Origin of the sequence: Photobacterium sp. J15 (genome assembly GCF_963870815.1) — a bacterium.
Taxonomy (GTDB): domain Bacteria; phylum Pseudomonadota; class Gammaproteobacteria; order Enterobacterales; family Vibrionaceae; genus Photobacterium; species Photobacterium marinum.
Genome location: NZ_CAWMUI010000001.1, coordinates 1,540,710 through 1,556,276 on the forward strand (window position 1 = coordinate 1,540,710; position 15,567 = coordinate 1,556,276).

General features: G+C 48.8%; 17 protein-coding genes. 14 read left to right on the forward strand and 3 right to left on the reverse strand.

Annotated elements, in window-relative coordinates; translation table 11 throughout:
- The first annotated feature begins 19 nt into the window (after positions 1-19).
- The 13 genes from eutM (at position 20) to AACQ93_RS07245 (ending at position 12,155) form a co-directional block, all read left to right on the forward strand.
- Positions 20-295: an ethanolamine utilization microcompartment protein EutM gene (gene eutM / locus AACQ93_RS07185; protein ID WP_007461136.1), complete on the forward strand. Its 276-nt coding sequence runs from the start codon at positions 20-22 to the stop codon at positions 293-295.
- Positions 296-348: 53 nt separating this feature from the next.
- Positions 349-648 (forward strand): EutN/CcmL family microcompartment protein, encoded by a 300-nt coding sequence (locus tag AACQ93_RS07190; RefSeq protein WP_007461138.1) that lies wholly within the window; start codon positions 349-351, stop codon positions 646-648.
- 20 nt (positions 649-668) lie between these two features.
- Positions 669-2,078: an aldehyde dehydrogenase family protein gene (locus AACQ93_RS07195; protein WP_064603300.1), complete on the forward strand. Its 1,410-nt coding sequence runs from the start codon at positions 669-671 to the stop codon at positions 2,076-2,078.
- Positions 2,079-2,080: 2 nt separating this feature from the next.
- Positions 2,081-2,920 (forward strand): ethanolamine utilization protein EutJ, encoded by an 840-nt coding sequence (gene eutJ, locus AACQ93_RS07200; RefSeq protein ID WP_064603303.1) that lies wholly within the window; start codon positions 2,081-2,083, stop codon positions 2,918-2,920.
- A gap of 3 nt (positions 2,921-2,923) precedes the next feature.
- The gene (locus tag AACQ93_RS07205; RefSeq protein WP_064603306.1) at positions 2,924-4,162 is read left to right on the forward strand and encodes an iron-containing alcohol dehydrogenase; all 1,239 of its coding nucleotides are present in this window, start codon (positions 2,924-2,926) and stop codon (positions 4,160-4,162) included.
- The gene (locus tag AACQ93_RS07210; RefSeq protein ID WP_064603309.1) at positions 4,162-5,583 is read left to right on the forward strand and encodes an ethanolamine ammonia-lyase reactivating factor EutA; all 1,422 of its coding nucleotides are present in this window, start codon (positions 4,162-4,164) and stop codon (positions 5,581-5,583) included. The genes AACQ93_RS07205 and AACQ93_RS07210 overlap by 1 nt, the downstream gene beginning before the upstream one ends.
- Positions 5,584-5,596: 13 nt before the next feature.
- Positions 5,597-6,961 (forward strand): ethanolamine ammonia-lyase subunit EutB, encoded by a 1,365-nt coding sequence (locus tag AACQ93_RS07215; protein ID WP_064603312.1) that lies wholly within the window; start codon positions 5,597-5,599, stop codon positions 6,959-6,961.
- A gap of 10 nt (positions 6,962-6,971) precedes the next feature.
- On the forward strand, positions 6,972-7,871 hold the full coding sequence (gene eutC / locus AACQ93_RS07220; protein ID WP_007461150.1) for an ethanolamine ammonia-lyase subunit EutC: 900 nt from the start codon (positions 6,972-6,974) through the stop codon (positions 7,869-7,871).
- Positions 7,872-7,885: 14 nt separating this feature from the next.
- Positions 7,886-8,542: an ethanolamine utilization microcompartment protein EutL gene (gene eutL / locus AACQ93_RS07225; RefSeq protein ID WP_064603315.1), complete on the forward strand. Its 657-nt coding sequence runs from the start codon at positions 7,886-7,888 to the stop codon at positions 8,540-8,542.
- 14 nt (positions 8,543-8,556) lie between these two features.
- Complete coding sequence (locus AACQ93_RS07230; protein WP_064603318.1) at positions 8,557-9,915, forward strand: 4Fe-4S dicluster domain-containing protein; 1,359 nt, start codon at positions 8,557-8,559, stop codon at positions 9,913-9,915.
- 31 nt (positions 9,916-9,946) lie between these two features.
- Positions 9,947-10,495 carry a BMC domain-containing protein gene (locus AACQ93_RS07235; protein ID WP_007461155.1) on the forward strand — a complete coding sequence of 183 codons (549 nt, stop codon included), beginning with the start codon at positions 9,947-9,949 and terminating at the stop codon, positions 10,493-10,495.
- Positions 10,496-10,722: 227 nt separating this feature from the next.
- Positions 10,723-11,841 (forward strand): ethanolamine utilization protein EutH, encoded by a 1,119-nt coding sequence (gene eutH / locus AACQ93_RS07240; protein ID WP_064603321.1) that lies wholly within the window; start codon positions 10,723-10,725, stop codon positions 11,839-11,841.
- A 95-nt stretch (positions 11,842-11,936) separates the two neighbouring features.
- Complete coding sequence (locus AACQ93_RS07245; protein WP_064603325.1) at positions 11,937-12,155, forward strand: hypothetical protein; 219 nt, start codon at positions 11,937-11,939, stop codon at positions 12,153-12,155.
- A 26-nt stretch (positions 12,156-12,181) separates the two neighbouring features.
- On the opposite strand, the gene AACQ93_RS07250 is transcribed toward AACQ93_RS07245, so the two are convergent.
- On the reverse strand, positions 12,182-13,078 hold the full coding sequence (locus AACQ93_RS07250; RefSeq protein ID WP_064603328.1) for a LysR family transcriptional regulator: 897 nt from the start codon (positions 13,076-13,078) through the stop codon (positions 12,182-12,184).
- Positions 13,079-13,185: 107 nt separating this feature from the next.
- On the opposite strand from AACQ93_RS07250, the gene AACQ93_RS07255 reads away from it, so the two are divergent.
- On the forward strand, positions 13,186-13,797 hold the full coding sequence (locus tag AACQ93_RS07255; RefSeq protein ID WP_064603331.1) for a LysE family translocator: 612 nt from the start codon (positions 13,186-13,188) through the stop codon (positions 13,795-13,797).
- Positions 13,798-13,926: 129 nt separating this feature from the next.
- Here AACQ93_RS07255 and AACQ93_RS07260 read toward each other — a convergent pair whose 3' ends face one another.
- Positions 13,927-14,493, reverse strand: a complete 567-nt coding sequence (locus tag AACQ93_RS07260; RefSeq protein ID WP_064603334.1) for a hypothetical protein — start codon at positions 14,491-14,493, stop codon at positions 13,927-13,929.
- A 239-nt stretch (positions 14,494-14,732) separates the two neighbouring features.
- On the reverse strand, positions 14,733-15,386 hold the full coding sequence (gene torD, locus AACQ93_RS07265; RefSeq protein WP_064603337.1) for a molecular chaperone TorD: 654 nt from the start codon (positions 15,384-15,386) through the stop codon (positions 14,733-14,735).
- Between the last annotated feature and the right edge of the window lie 181 nt (positions 15,387-15,567).

Consider the following 15,567-nt stretch of genomic DNA (forward strand, 5'->3'; position numbering starts at 1 on the left):
TCTGAATAAGGATAAGTTAATGGACGCATTAGGAATTCTTGAAACAAAAGGGCTGACAGCCCTGATCGAAGCCTCTGACGCAATGGTGAAGGCGGCTCGTGTCGAACTTGTTGGTTATCAGCAGATTGGTTCTGGTTACGTGACCGCACTGATCCGTGGTGACGTGGCGTCTTGCAAGGCTGCTACCGATGCCGGCTCAGTGGTTGCCCAACGTCTTGGCGAATTGGTGGCGGTGCATGTTATCCCTCGTCCGCACGGCGATCTGGAAAAAGTATTTCCCATTAAAGCCAAATAATCAGGCTTTCCCTTGGCATTAAAACCAGGGGGTGTTGAAAGGTAGGAACTCGTATGCGAATTGCACGCGTGATAGGTCATGTAATTGCCACAGTACGTAGTCAGAACATGCGGATGGACAAGCTTTGCCTGGTTGAATTTGTTGACAGGCACGGCGAGGCAACGGGAGACATTCACATCGCAATGGATCAGCTTGGGGCTGGTGAAGGTGAATGGGTGATGGTTGTGGCAGGCAGTTCGGCTCGTGCCGCTTATGGCAGTGCAGGAGACGAGTCTCCGGTTGACCTTTGTGTGGTCGGAATTATTGATGAAGTAACGGCAGCTAGCGAGCAGTTGTACAACAAGCACGGTTAGTTGCCTGGAGAAGATTCCTTATGGATCAGCAGCAAATAGAAGAGATTGTCAGACGTGTCGTCATGCAACTGAACGGTAGCGCTGCAGGCACGGCTTCTGTGAGCGAGCAAGGGGATTACGGAATTTACCCGTCGCTGGACGGAGCGGTGGCAGCCGCCGAAGAAGCCCAGCGCGGAATCCGCACTATTGCCCTGCGTGACGACATTATTCTGGCTATTCGCCGCATGGCTAAAAAGCATGCCCGCGAACTGTCGGAGATGGCAGTGGAAGAAACCGGTTTTGGCCGGGTTGAAGACAAAATTGCTAAGCATTTACTGATAGCTCACCGCACTCCGGGAACTGAAATTCTGGCGCCACAGGCGGTCTCTGGTGACGCCGGTATGAGTCTGATGGAGAATGCGCCGTGGGGTGTGATTGCCTCAGTTACTCCGAGTACCAATCCATCCTGTACTGTGATTAACAATGCCATCAGCATGATTGCTGCAGGCAATGCGGTTGTCTTTGCGCCGCATCCGGCGGCTAAAAAAGTCTCTCAGTACGCAATTCAGTTAGTGAATAAAGCTTCGGATAGTGTCGGTGGCCCGGCAAATATTTGTACTACGGTTGCTACACCTTCGCTTGAAAATGCTCAGGCGCTGTTCACTTATCCGGGGATTGGCTTACTGGTGGTAACCGGTGGTGACGCGGTAGTTGATGCTGCCCGTAAAGTGACTGACAAGCGTCTGATCGCAGCCGGGCCGGGTAACCCGCCTGTTGTTGTCGATGAGACGGCCGACCTTGAACGTGCCGCCATTTCGATTGTTCAGGGCGCGTCTTATGACAACAACATTGTCTGCGCAACGGAAAAAGAAATCATCGCAGTGGCTTCGGTTGCTGACGAGCTGAAAGCACGTATGTGTCGAAACGGCGCGTTTGAAGTGACACCGGAGCAAGCCGAGGCTATTGCACGCGTGGTACTGAAAGGCTATCCGGGAGATCAGCCTGCGGCTAATCCGCAGTGGGTCGGTCGTGACGCAGCAAAAATTGCTGCTGCCGCCGGAATTGATGTTCCGGCTGAAACCCGCCTGTTGGTATTCGATGCTGATAAATCCCATGTCTTTGCTGTTACCGAGCAGATGATGCCAATCATTCCACTGATCCGTGCAGCTAATGCTGATCAGGCTATTGATTGGGCTGTTGAGCTGGAAAAAGGCAACCGTCATACCGCAGCGATTCACTCCAAGAATATTGATGTGCTGACGCGCATGGCATTTGAAATGGACTGCAGCCTTCTGGCGAAAAACGGTCCGGCGATTGCCGCAATTGGTGCTGGTGGTGAAGGTTGGACAACAATGACCATTTCGACACCGACAGGCGAAGGGGTAACTAACGCTCTGACCTTTACCCGTAAGCGTCGTTGTACTGCGGTTGATGCCTTCAGGATTGTATAACGATGACGAATCAGTATCTCGAACAAGCTAATCGGAATTTGTTGATTATCGACGAGATAGTCAACGATGAGACTGCGATTGATACACCGACTGATTGGTATGTCGGTATCGACTTGGGTACGGCAGATATCCAAACCGTTGTCATTGACGGAAACGGAACGCCGATTGCGGCGTTTCTCGACTGGGCGGATGTGGTTCGTGATGGTGTGGTAGTGGACTATGTTGGTGCCTGCCGCATCGTTCGGGATCATCTGGAAAAGGTACAGCATAAACTTGGTGTTCAGGTTGAAGAAGCCATTACCTCTTATCCGCCGGGAACAGATCCTCGGATCTCAATCAATGTAGTTGAATCGGCAGGGATTGTTGTCAGCCATGTTATCGACGAGCCATCCAGTGTCGCAGCCTTGCTTCATATCGAAAATGGTGCCGTGGTTGATGTCGGTGGTGGTACGACAGGTACAGCCATTATCGAGAGCGGTGAGTTGGTGACATCATTGGATGAGCCCTCGGGAGGCCGACATGTGTCTCTTGCTATTGCCGGAGGTATGGCGATCGAACTGGAACAGGCGGAGATCCAGAAGCGCCGTAGCCACGAAGACCCGTTAGTAGCGGCTATGGCAAAACCAGTGATTGAGAAAATGTCAGATATTGTGGCAGAGCATATTTCCGACCATCAACCGGGAAGTATTTACCTCACCGGTGGCGGTACATTGATCGCTGGGTTTGCTGGGATCTTCCGTAAGACCTTTCCAGAGCTGGATGTGGTTGAACTTTCACGGGCGCTGTACCTGACACCGTTGGCGATTGCCAGCTATGGCTTGGCTATCAGGGGCGAGGAGTAGGGGATGACTGTATCAAGCAATGAAATTGCCAGCATTGTTCAGCAAACCTTGCAGCAATACCAGCCTTATCGTGGATTTACCTTTCGCTCGCCGTCAATCACGGTGACAGGCGGGCACTGTGTCAATCAGTTGGGTGAGGTGCTTAATGAACTGGGTGCAACTCATGTTCTACTGGTCGCTGACAAGGTTGTACATCAGTTGGGTCTGACAAAAGGTTGCGAAACGGCAATCACTCTTGCCGGACTTGGGCTGACAGTGTTCAGTGATGTTGACGGTGAACCGGACAGTACATTAATTGCTCATGGGCAGACTTGCCTTGAACAAAGCAATGCAGATTTTGTGCTGGGTATCGGTGGTGGTTCAGCGCTTGATGCAGCTAAAGCAATCGCGGTGATCGGTGATTATCGAGGTCCGCTTACCCAGTTGAAGGTTGGCGGTATCGCCAGCCGCCGGGTTGGTTTGGGCGCTATCCCGACAACAGCCGGAACAGGATCAGAAGTGACTGATATTACGGTGATCAAAGATATCACACTGGATATCAAGGTGCCGGTAAAAGGACCGGCACTGGTTCCTGACCTGGCTTTGCTTGACCCTGCTTTGATGCTGAATGTCCCGGCAGGGATCACAGCTGCAACCGGGATCGATACGTTAACTCATGCCATTGAATCCTATGTTTCCCGGCTGTCGAATCCGTTGTCTAAGGCTTATGCCTATCACTCGATCGAAACTCTTATCAAAGCGCTGCCGATTGCGGTTGGCTATGGCCATGATATGGATAAACGTTATGACATGGCAGTAGCGGCATATAAAGCCGGGCTGGCATTCAGTAACGCCGGACTGGGACTGACCCATGCAATTGCTCATCAGGTTGGTGCCCGTTATCACCTAGCTCATGGTGTCGCTAATGCCATTTTGTTGCCATATGTCATGGCGTTTAATGCTCTGAGCTGTGAAGCAGGATATGCCGAAGTTGCCAATGCCCTTGGTGTATCCCGCGAGGGAATGACCAGTCGTGAAAAATGCCGGGCGGCAATTCTGGCTGTACGTCAGTTGGTAATGGATCTGGGTTTGCCGACGTCGCTTACCGGTGTCGGTATGACCGAAAGTGATTTTCCTCAACTGGCAGAGCAGGCAATGAAGGATATCTGTTTGCAGGGAAATCCGCGTCAGGTGACGTCGTCGCAAATCATAGCCTTGCTGAAACAGGTGATGGGCGGGCAATTACCGGAGGGCTATTGCTGATGGAAAGGAAAATCGTCCATAGCGTCGGTATTGATATCGGTACGACAACTACTCAGGTGATTTTTTCTAACCTCACAGTGGTCAATCGTGCACCGGCTTCGCAGGTGCCTGTTTACGAGTTTGTTGACCGGGAGATTTCTTACCAGAGTCCGGTTTCATTCACGCCGATTAATCATCAGGGCACGATTGATGCAGATAGGCTACGTCAGTTTATTGAGCAACAAATCGGGCAAGCCGGTTTTGCGGCACAAGGTGTCGAAACAGGTGCAATCATCATTACCGGTGAAACCGCTAAAGCGCATAACGCCCGTGATGCCATTATGGATTTGTCCCAGCAACTGGGAGATTTCGTGGTGGCAACCGCAGGTCCGAACCTTGAATCTGTTATTGCTGGGCGGGGGAGCGGTGCACAAGAGCTTTCCCAGAAAAATCACCTTAAGGTGATGAACATCGATATCGGCGGCGGAACATCGAACTATGTGGTGTTTGATTGTGGTCGCGTCGTCGAGACGGCTTGTCTGAACATTGGCGGGCGTCTGGTTGAGCTTAATGGTCAGGGTGAAATCGCCTATGTCCATAAGCCAGCAATTGCTGTGATGAAGGAACTGTTTGGTGACAATACCAATCCGCGCCAGATCACAACAGATCACCTGAATCGTATTGTTGATCGTATGGCAGAACTGATTCTTGAAGTGATGACAGGTCAGTTGTCCTCTTTAGCCGTTCAACTGTTACAGACACCGGCTCTGTCGTCAGTCTCAGATATCGATGCTGTTTTCCTTAGCGGTGGTGTTGGTGAGTGTTATTACCAGCCACAGCAGGCAGAGCTCGAATTTGGTGATATCGGCCCGCGCCTTGCCAATGCGTTATTGCGTCATAAAGAAATGGCCAGCCGGCCGGTGAAAAAGCCGAATCAGACGGTGCGGGCCACGGTTATCGGAGCTGGTGCGTATTCACTGACCTTGTCCGGTTCAACTATCTGGCTTAATTCTGACGAACTGCCTCTTAAAAATATTCCGGTTGTTCATCCGGCTGTCGACTGGCAGCTGGATAAGCCATCAATTTGCAAAGAAATCGTTATTGCTGCAGAGCGAATGGATTTAGTGCTTGGGTGTGACCGTTATGCCATTGCCATCGATGGTGGGATGCCTGCGAAATATGCAGCCGTTCAGCATGTTGCTTGTGAACTGGCGGACTTTTATTGCGAACACGGCAACCACCAGGATCCGGCATTTGTCATTGTTCATAACGATATCGGTAAAGCACTTGGTATGGAGCTTCAACCAAGGCTGCATCCGCAGCCGGTCAGTGTCATTGATGAAGTGATCACCCATGAAGGGGATTACATCGACATTGGCAACAGTTACTTCGGCGGGGAGATCGTCCCTCTGACAGTTAAATCACTCGCCTTCCCGTCTTAATAGGAGTTTATACATGAAGTTGAAAACCCACCTGTTTGGTCAGACATACCAATTCAGGGATGTAAAAGAAGTATTGGCAAAAGCCTCTGATCTACGTTCCGGAGATATTCTGGCCGGAGTTGCTGCGGAAACAGCGCAGGAACGGGTTGCGGCCAAGCATGTTCTTTCTGAAATGACGCTGAAAGATCTGCGTGAAAATCCGGTTGTCAGCTATGAAGACGACATTATTACCCGGATTAATCAGGACAGCCTGAATCGTGCCATGTTCGAAAAAATCCAGAACTGGACGGTCAGCGAGTTGCGTGAATATGTCATGTCAGATGACATGAGCAACGAAGACATGCAGCGTCTGCGCAAGGGGCTGACAGCTGAGATAGTGTCTGCTGTCGGTAAGCTGTGTTCAAACTCTGATTTAATGTACGGCGCCAGCAAGATGCCTGTCATCACCAAAGCCAATGCAACGGTCGGTTTGCCTGGTCATTTTAGCTGTCGTCTGCAACCAAATGATACTCGAGATAATGTGAACTCAATCTTGGCCCAGACTTATGAGGGGCTGACTTACGGCTGTGGTGATGCCGTCATCGGGATTAACCCGGTAACGGACAGTGTCGAAAATACGACTCAGATGCTGAATGCGATTCAGGATGTGATCGATAAGTGGAATATTCCTACCCAGCCTTGTGTGTTGGCACATATTTCAACTCAGATGGAAGCAGTACGTCGCGGTGCACCAGGCGGCCTGTTATTCCAGAGTATCGCCGGTTCTGAGAAAGGTCTGGCTGAATTCGGTGTCAGTGTCGACATGTTGGATGAGGCTTATGAAATCGGTAAGCAGTACTGCAGCCTGGCTGGTGAAAACGTGATGTATTTTGAAACCGGTCAGGGCTCGGAGCTTTCTGCCGATGCCCACCACAGCGCGGATCAGATGACAATGGAAGCTCGTTGTTATGCACTGGCACAACGTTATAACCCGCACATTGTTAATACCGTTGTTGGCTTTATCGGTCCCGAATATCTCTACAACCATCAGCAAATTATTCGTGCCGGTCTGGAAGACCACTTTATGGGCAAACTTTCCGGTATGCCGATGGGTTGTGATGCTTGTTACACCAACCACGCCGATACCGATCAGAACTCCAATGAAAACCTGATCACTTTGCTGGCAGCTGCGGGGGTTAACTTCGTTATTGGTATGCCTATGGGTGATGACATCATGCTGAACTACCAGACTACGTCATTCCACGACACTGCAACTGTTCGTCAGTTACTGAAGCTTCGTCCGGCCCCTGAATTTGAGGCTTGGATGGAAACAATGGGACTGATGGAAAACGGACGCCTGACCCGCAAGGCCGGCGATCCTTCAATCTTCTTCAAGTAAGGGTGTGGAAATGATGAACGAGCAAAAAATTCAGGACATCGTCGCAACAGTACTCGCCCAGCTTGGCGAGACCAACGTTACGCCGGCAGCAGTGACAAAGGTTGTTGATACTGCAGTTTCAACAGGTGGCTCAGAGGTTGTGAGCGGTGAGTCGTTGCCGGATCTCGGTGAGAAGTGTTTCAAGAAATGGAACGGTATTGAAAATGCGGCAGATAACAAAGTAGTCGAAGACCTGATGTCGCAGACGGATGCGCGTGTTGGTACTGGCCGAACTGGCCCGCGCCCGCGCACGACGGCATTGCTGCGCTTCCTTGCTGACCATTCCCGCTCAAAAGATACCGTTATTAAGAATGTCGAATCGTCCTGGTTACAGGAACGTAATCTGATGGAAGTGCAGTCTTGCGCATCTGATAAAGATGAATACCTGACCCGTCCTGATTTGGGCCGCAAGCTCAATGAAGATGCGAAAAAGCTTATTCAGGAAAACTGTAAGCAGACACCACAGGTTCAGGTGGTGTTGTCCGATGGCTTGAGTTTGGATGCGGTAACGGTAAACCACGATGAGATTCTGCCACCTTTGTTGAACGGCCTTAAGAATGCCGGTCTGGATGTCGGTACTCCATTCTTCCTTCGCTATGGTCGAGTTAAAGCTCAGGATGAAATCGGTATGTTGCTTAATGCTGAAGTTAACCTGTTGCTGATCGGTGAGCGTCCGGGGTTGGGCCAGTCTGAGTCACTCAGCTGTTACGCAATTTATAAGCCGACAACAGAAACCGTAGAGTCGGATCGTACTGTAATTTCGAACATTCATGCTGGTGGTACACCGCCGGTCGAAGCCGCGGCAGTGATTGTTGACCTGGCGAAAACTATGCTGGCGCAGAAAGCCAGTGGTATCAACTTAAAGCGCTGATATAGGAAGTGAGCATGGCAATTTTAGACAAAATCCAACCAGCGGTATTGGCGACGCGAGTGATTGCCTCTGTCGATCCGGTTTATAAAGAGAAAATGGGGCTGCAACCTCATCATAACAGTGTTGGCATGATCACCGCTGATTGTGATGACGTCACTTACTGTGCGCTGGATGAAGCCACTAAGGCGGCGAATGTTGATGTGGTTTACGCCCGTTCTTTTTACGCCGGTGCAGCTCATTCATCCGGGCCGACATCCGGTGAGGTGATCGGTATTTTAGCCGGAGCCTGTCCAGCGGATGTTATTGCCGGTCTGGATCGGGCAAAAGCGTTTATTGAAGATGAAGCGGCATTCCAGTGCGCAGATGAAAGTGGTGATATTGCTTTCTTCGCCCACCTGGTTTCATCAACAGGTACTTATCTTTCCGAAGAAGCAGGAGTTGAGCAGGGCGAAGCGTTGGCTTATCTGATTGCACCACCATTGGAAGCCATGTATGCACTGGACGCGGCATTGAAAGCTGCCGATGTGAAATTGGTGAACCTTTTTGCGCCACCGTCAGAAACTAACTTCGGTGGTGGACACCTGACAGGTTCTCAAGCGGCATGTCGAGCGGCTTGTGAAGCGTTCCAGGCGGCGGTGCTGGATGTTGCCCGCAATCCATTAGCTAATTAGCCGGGAGAACTGTTGTGAATCCGTTATTACAACAGGTTCAGCAGGGCGGTGTGATTGGTGCTGGTGGGGCAGGGTTCCCCACCTACGTCAAGCTCGACTGCCAGGTCGAACTGGTTCTGGCTAATGGTGCGGAATGTGAGCCTTTGCTGTACAAGGATCAGGTCTTGATGCAGCGCTGGGCCCGAGAGCTTTGTGGTGGGATGCTGATTGCCATGAAGCAGGTCGGTGCCCACCGTGGTGTCATTGGTATTAAGAAAAAGAATACTGACACCATCGCTTGCCTGCAGGAACAGTTACCGCCGGGTATTGAGCTGATGCTGATGAATGATGTTTACCCGGCCGGGGATGAAGTTGAACTTGTATTTCAGGCGACGGGTAAGCGTATTCCTGCAGGAGGGCTACCGAAAGACATTGGTGTGATGGTCAATAACGTTGAGTCCTTCATTAATGTTTTTCGCGCTGCACAGGGGATCCCAGTAACGGATACCATGGTGAGTGTTCATGGTGAAGTTCACGAACCTTATACGGCATGGTTACCTATCGGTATGAGCTACCGTGAGGCAATTGAACTGGCCGGGGGAACGACTTGCGCTGAATTTATTGTGGTGGAAGGTGGTCCGATGATGGGGCCGGTAACTGATGATCTCGATAAGCCGATCACCAAGGTTTCCAGTGGATTGCTGGTATTGCCGCGCAGCTCAAGGATCGCGCGGATCAAAACGCGCAGTGATGAGGATGTGCGCAGGATCGGCAAAGCATCTTGTGATCAATGTAGCCAATGCTCATCTATGTGCCCGCGCGGTTTGTTGGGATACCCCGTTAAGCCGCATCTGGCTATGCGCTCCTTGCAGGTATCCGGCTCGAATAACCTTAGTTACGCGCTGGCTGCACAGGCCTGTTGCGAATGTAACTTGTGCACAATGTGGTCATGTCCGGAGGGATTGGATCCGAGCCGGGTATGCGCAACCACTAAGCGAGCATTACGGGACGAACAGCTTTTGCAGACACCGGCTCAACTTCAGGCCAGTACAACCGATGTTCATCCCCTACGTGAATACCGGGGAGTGCCGACCAAACGTTTGATCAGAAGGCTTGAGCTGACGGACTATGCGATGCGGAAAGCAGCATTTCTAGATGATGAAATACGTACTGAGCGGGTAGTCATTCCATTGTCACAACATATCGGCAAGCCAGCTCAGGCCATCGTTCAGGTGGGTGAGCAGGTCAAGAAAGGGCAAATGATCGGTCAGCCTGCTTCGGATGCATTAAGTGTTGCGGTACATGCCAGCATCAATGGTGTTGTTGTCGCTGTCGGAAGCGAAATTGTGATTGAAAAGCAACCTGCAGTGCTTAACGTATCATCACCGATTTGAATATCAAGAATAGAATCATAAAGAGCAAAAAATGTTAAACGCAATTGGTTGTATTGAACTGAATTCGATTGCCCGGGGTTATTTGGTGGCAGATGCCATGCTCAAAGCTGCGAGCGTCGAGATTTTATTTAACCGGACGATTTGCCCGGGCAAGTTTATGGTGATGGTCGGTGGTGATGTGGCTGCAGTGAATGCGTCGGTAGAAGCCGGTCTGCGAATTGGTGGCGCTGAAGTTATTGATGAGTTGATTATAGCCAATGTTCACCCTGATGTTTTCCCGGCGATTGCGGGCACCCGTGTTGTCGAACATACCGCCGCACTGGGGATTGTTGAAACCTTCTCCGTGGCCGCCATTGTTGAGGCGGCAGATGCGGCAGTTAAGGCGGCCAATATTGAGCTGCTTGAAGTGCATATGGCAATGGCCATCGGTGGTAAGGGGTTCGTTACCCTGACCGGTGATGTTGCGGCGGTTCAGGCTGCGGTTGATGCTGCGGCCGAGCGTATCCGCGATAAAGGTGTTCTGGTTGATAAGGTTGTTATAGCCCAGCCGAGAAAAGAGATCCTGGAAGGAAAGGTGTAGTCAAAAGAAGAAAAGAATTTATTGCCGGAGGACATTGCTTTCCGGCGTCATATCAAGAAAGGCAAGAAACATTACGGATCATTACGATCCGCGTTCAACAGTTTGTGTGATTTTGAAGTTGAGTTAAGCCATGTGTGATCGCACAGGGCAGGGTTCGTTCATTCTGAAAAAAGGACTTTTCTCTGAACTGGCGATTGTTGATGAATTATCAGGAAGGTAGAAACATCATGAATGACATTATTCTTTATATTATGGTGGGCTTTATGGTGCTCGGCGCGATAGACAAGGTGCTGGGTAACCGCTGGGGCTACGGAGAGCAGTTCGAAGAAGGCTTTATGGCAATGGGTGCATTGGCGCTTGCAATGGTCGGGGTAGTGAGTCTGGCACCTGTGCTTGCAAACCTTTTGAGTCCGGTTGTTGTTCCTGTATATACCGCGCTGGGTGCTGACCCTGCTATGTTTGCCGGTACTTTGCTGGCTAATGATATGGGTGGTTACCCGCTGGCGCAAAGTATGGCTGAAACTGAAGCCGCTGGTGTATTTTCTGGTTTGATCCTTGGTGCCATGATGGGGCCGACACTGGTATTCACCATTCCTGTTGCTCTTGGCATTATTGAAAAAGAAGACACTCAATACCTCGCGCGCGGTGTGTTGATTGGCCTCACAACCATTCCTGTCGGTTGTTTTGTCGGTGGTTTGGTTGCTGGTTTCGATATGGCAATGATTTTGGGTAACTTGGTACCAATCGTGATTGTTGCAGCATTGATTGCAGTCGGTTTGTGGTTGAAACCTGATGCTATGATCCGTGGCTTTGAAGTTTTCGGTAAGGGTGTTATCGCAGTTATCACTTTGGCATTGGCTGCCATTGTGGTTGAAACCCTGACTGGCCTGGTTATTATTCCGGGTATGGCTCCAATCTCAGATGGTATCGAAATTGTCGGTGCTATTGCGATTGTGTTGGCCGGTGCATTCCCTATGGTTCACTTCATCACTCAACATCTTAAAAAGCCGCTGGTTAAATTGGGCGGGTCTTTAGGTATGGGGGAGACTGCTGCTGCCGGTCTTGTCGCAACCATGGCTAACAATATCGCGATGTTTAATATTTTCAAAGATATGGACAATCGCGGAAAGGTTATTAACGTAGCGTTTGCCGTGTGTGGTTCGTTTGTATTCGGTGACCACCTCGGATTCACCGCCGCTGTGAACAGCGATATGATTTCTGCGGTTGTAGCAGGTAAGTTGGTCGGTGGTGTTTCTGCTCTGTTGCTGGCTGTATATGTTACCCGCAATATGTCTTTCGATGAGCCGAAAACGAAGGATGAAGCAAAAGAAGCCGTTGCAAGCTAATTAGCATCAGCTACGTTTCTTTTATTAACAATTAATGTCGGCCCTGTGTTTGTCTATCTACACTCAGAGTGTGTGACTGTCCGGAGAATCTGGCGATGGCAAGAGAGAAACCCGGTATCAGGGCCGAACAAATGAAAGAATGTAAAGCTCAGGATATGCCCCCCTTAGGGCGCTCTCAAAAGCGTAAAGGCATGAGCATGCATGAGGGTATCGCGCCTTGGTGCGATTGCTGCGTCTGTGAAGCTGAGCCTTATTGGGCTGAACTGGCTGACGAGATGGGCATCAGCTTGAGCGATTATGAAGATGATCAGTGAGAGTATTCGTTGATTTATGTTACGTGTTATTCCTGATTGAAAAACGCGATTCTTTCAGTCGGTGTTGGTACACATTGCGATAAGCTTTGTTGTAACCAAACGGTGAATTGCTGCTCAAGATCGTCAGGTGCTCTTTCCTGACTGAGTAAGATGTAACTATGTCCCGACAAGATAAAACCGAATGGTGCGATGAGGTTACCTCTTTTTAAATCATCAGCAACAAGGGGATAAGAACCTATTGCAGCACCTAAACCGTCTACAGCAGCTTGAAAGCAAAAGTAAAAATGAGCAAATGTTTGATGAGTATTATCGGATAGAATCGTATTACCGTAATTTGATGACCAGTCTTCCCATGCTTGTGGCCTTGTTTGGCTATGAAGTAGTTTAACTTTGCTTAAATCTTTATTGATCTGATGCCAGTATTCAGGCGAAAAAACAGGCCCAACCCACTCGTCAACTAACTTCGTTTTTTTATAATCGTGAAGCAATTCAAAATCATCGCGACGTATTGCCAGCGATAATCCACTTGAGCCTAATGTTACAGGCCCGCCAGCTGTCGAAAGTCGTACATCTGCACCAGAGTTATGATGAAAATCAGATAGCCTCGGCATTAACCAACGCATCGTTAGCGTCGGTTCACAAGAGACTTCTAAGCACTGATTTTTCACTTGAAATAGTTTACTAACACCAGCCTCTAGTGTTTGAAATGCTTGTTCTGTGTAGCTTTTTAACAATTCCCCCTCTTGTGTTAAGCGCACATTTCTCCCCTGTTTGTAAAACAAAGGGTGGGAGAGGTAATTTTCAAGAACTTTAATCTGTTTGCTCACTGCACCATGAGTGATGTTTAACTTAGCTGCTGCTTCGCTGTAACTTGAGGAAGTGGCCGCAGTGTGGAAAACATGGAATGCTTTAAGATGTCTCATGTGTGATTTTTTCTCACATAATGATTGAGATTGTTTCGATTATAGTCAGCTTCAAAAGTACATACAATAAGACCCATAAGACATCATAAATGATATTTGGAGTGCATATGGAGCTTATAAGTTTAGCGATTCTCGGAGTGCTTATTGTAATCAGTCCGGGGGCTGATTTTGTTTTAGTCCTTAAAAACAGTATTAACCAGGGTAGAAAAGCTGGCATTTGGACAGCGATAGGTGTCAGTTTGGCAATATGTGTTCATATCGGTTATTCGATGCTGGGAATAAGTTACTTAATCTCACAAAACCAGATGTTGTTCAATGTAGTAAGATACGCTGGTTCTGCATATTTGATCTACTTGGGTATTAAGGGGATCATTTCTGCTGACAATTGCGCAGAAATAGAAAAAGTCACGGAAAACCACATAAAGGTTTCTCAATATTTAGCACAAGGGTTCTTGTGTAATGTTCTGAACCCCAAAACAATGCTTTTCTTCCTTAGCATTTTCAGTCAAGTCATTACACCTGACACAAGTGAGAGCCATACTGCTCTTATGTATGGCGTTTATATGATAGTGCTACATGGCGTCTGGTTTAGCATTGTTGCAGTACTATTTACCTCTGAAGTGCTTCAGGCTCGTTTGCTTAAAATGAAGAAAAAACTGAATCAAATGTGCGGAGTAGGGCTATGTTCGTTTGGGGCTATGCTAGCGATAAAGTCGTAATGTTGATGATGGTATAAAAACAAAATAGCCACACTATTGTGGCTATTTTTTGTCAACTCTATGCCAACCGATCATAACATTGATTAGGATGGCTTGAGTTCGCAAGATGAACTTGTGGTGGCTTTACAGTTACTGAATGGTTCTGATGAGTCTGTTCAGTTCATCAACCAGTTTTTCAGTGTTTGGATCCTGTTCCTGCATTGCCATCATCATGTCTTGTTGCAGTTGTTCCTGCATGGTCATCAGCTCTTTGTCGGCAATAATGGCCTGACGTTGCTCCGCCATTTTTTGCTTGGCTGCTGTAAACTCTTTAATAAGCTCACTACGCTCTTTTTCTGTCAGGGATGAGTCCTTAACCAGCTCCTGGATTTCCTGGGCTTTGTTGATGAACTCATCCGGTTCATAGCCTACTTCTTTGGCTTTTTGTTCGAACTTAGCTTCCAGCTCTTTTGACTGGGTGATCAGTTCTGGGTTTGCCTGCAATGTTTGCTGACGAATGCTGGTCAGGTCGCGCTGAATGGCGTTGATTCGGTTGACGGTATCCCGCTGCTCACGGCTGGCATCTGCCGATATCGCGCTGGCATTGGCAAATGGTGCTAGTACCATAGCGGTGATGAAAAGCAGCGGTAAAGACATTTTGATAAACCAGTGCTTTGATGCTGACTGATGCAGGGTTTGAGTACTGATATTGTTCATGGCTGAAACCTCTTAGTAATCGTCTTAATCGTACTTATCGCGATAGAGTTCAATCTATAAGAGTGGGTTACAGCGAATGTCAGCGATGTGTCATGAATCCTGTGCGTAGGCTGAACAGGGCAAAATTGAGCTTGTAGGTGAGATTGTATTCGAGGGAGTGGGGGATAAATAGAAAAAGGCCGGCAATCCATCTGCCGGCAACGAGAGATAGTGATTTCAGTCTTTACTGACCGATAGGGTTATTGTTCTTCAGCCGCAAGGAATGCGGTATCTAATTTACAGAACGCCAGCAACAGGTTAACGGCTGCGGCATAAAAGCCGAACTTGTCGCGTTCGTTACAATCTTTGGCAAAGGCCGGCAGCCAGTTCATCAGCATAGTTGAAATGAATGAGTGCTGAGCTTGCATGATTTCTTCAGCTTTCGCTTCGTCTTGCTGCTGGTTTGCCATGATGATCAGGTTCCCCATGAAGTCCAGCTCGACAGCAAGGTGATCTGCCGGTTCGTTGAATTCTTTGCGCTGGGCGATATCGTACTTTTCCATCCAGTCATGCATTTCTTGTGCTGGCTTGTCGTTAAGCAAACCGCTGTCGCCGACATACATAGATGCATAAGGAAGGGCACCGGATTTTGGTGTGCTCAGGAACAGGCCGCAGAAATCAGCTGCCAGTTCCAGTTGAGCGTCTTCACGAGTTTTAAGACGATTGATCGCTTCACGGAAGTTTTCAACCGGCTGTTTCAATTCTTCTGTCATGCCCAGGCCGGACAGGAAAGTGTACATATCACCACCGTGATACTGTTCCAGATCTTCTGCTGTCAGCTCACGGGCCATCAGTGATGACATCCACCAGTAAATTTCTGCACGTTGTTCGTTGAAAGCAATAAACTCTTGCATGGGCACTCCAGTATAAAGCAGTCTCAGCTTGTTAAGTTGTTATCTTGCCGGACTGTACAAAACATATTCAGATAAAATCTCGACTGTTCCGTGATTATATGTGAATAGGTTTTATGACGGTAATAAAACCATTTAAAAGGTAATGGAACAGGCCATTACCTTTTTTTTAATTCGCAACTCT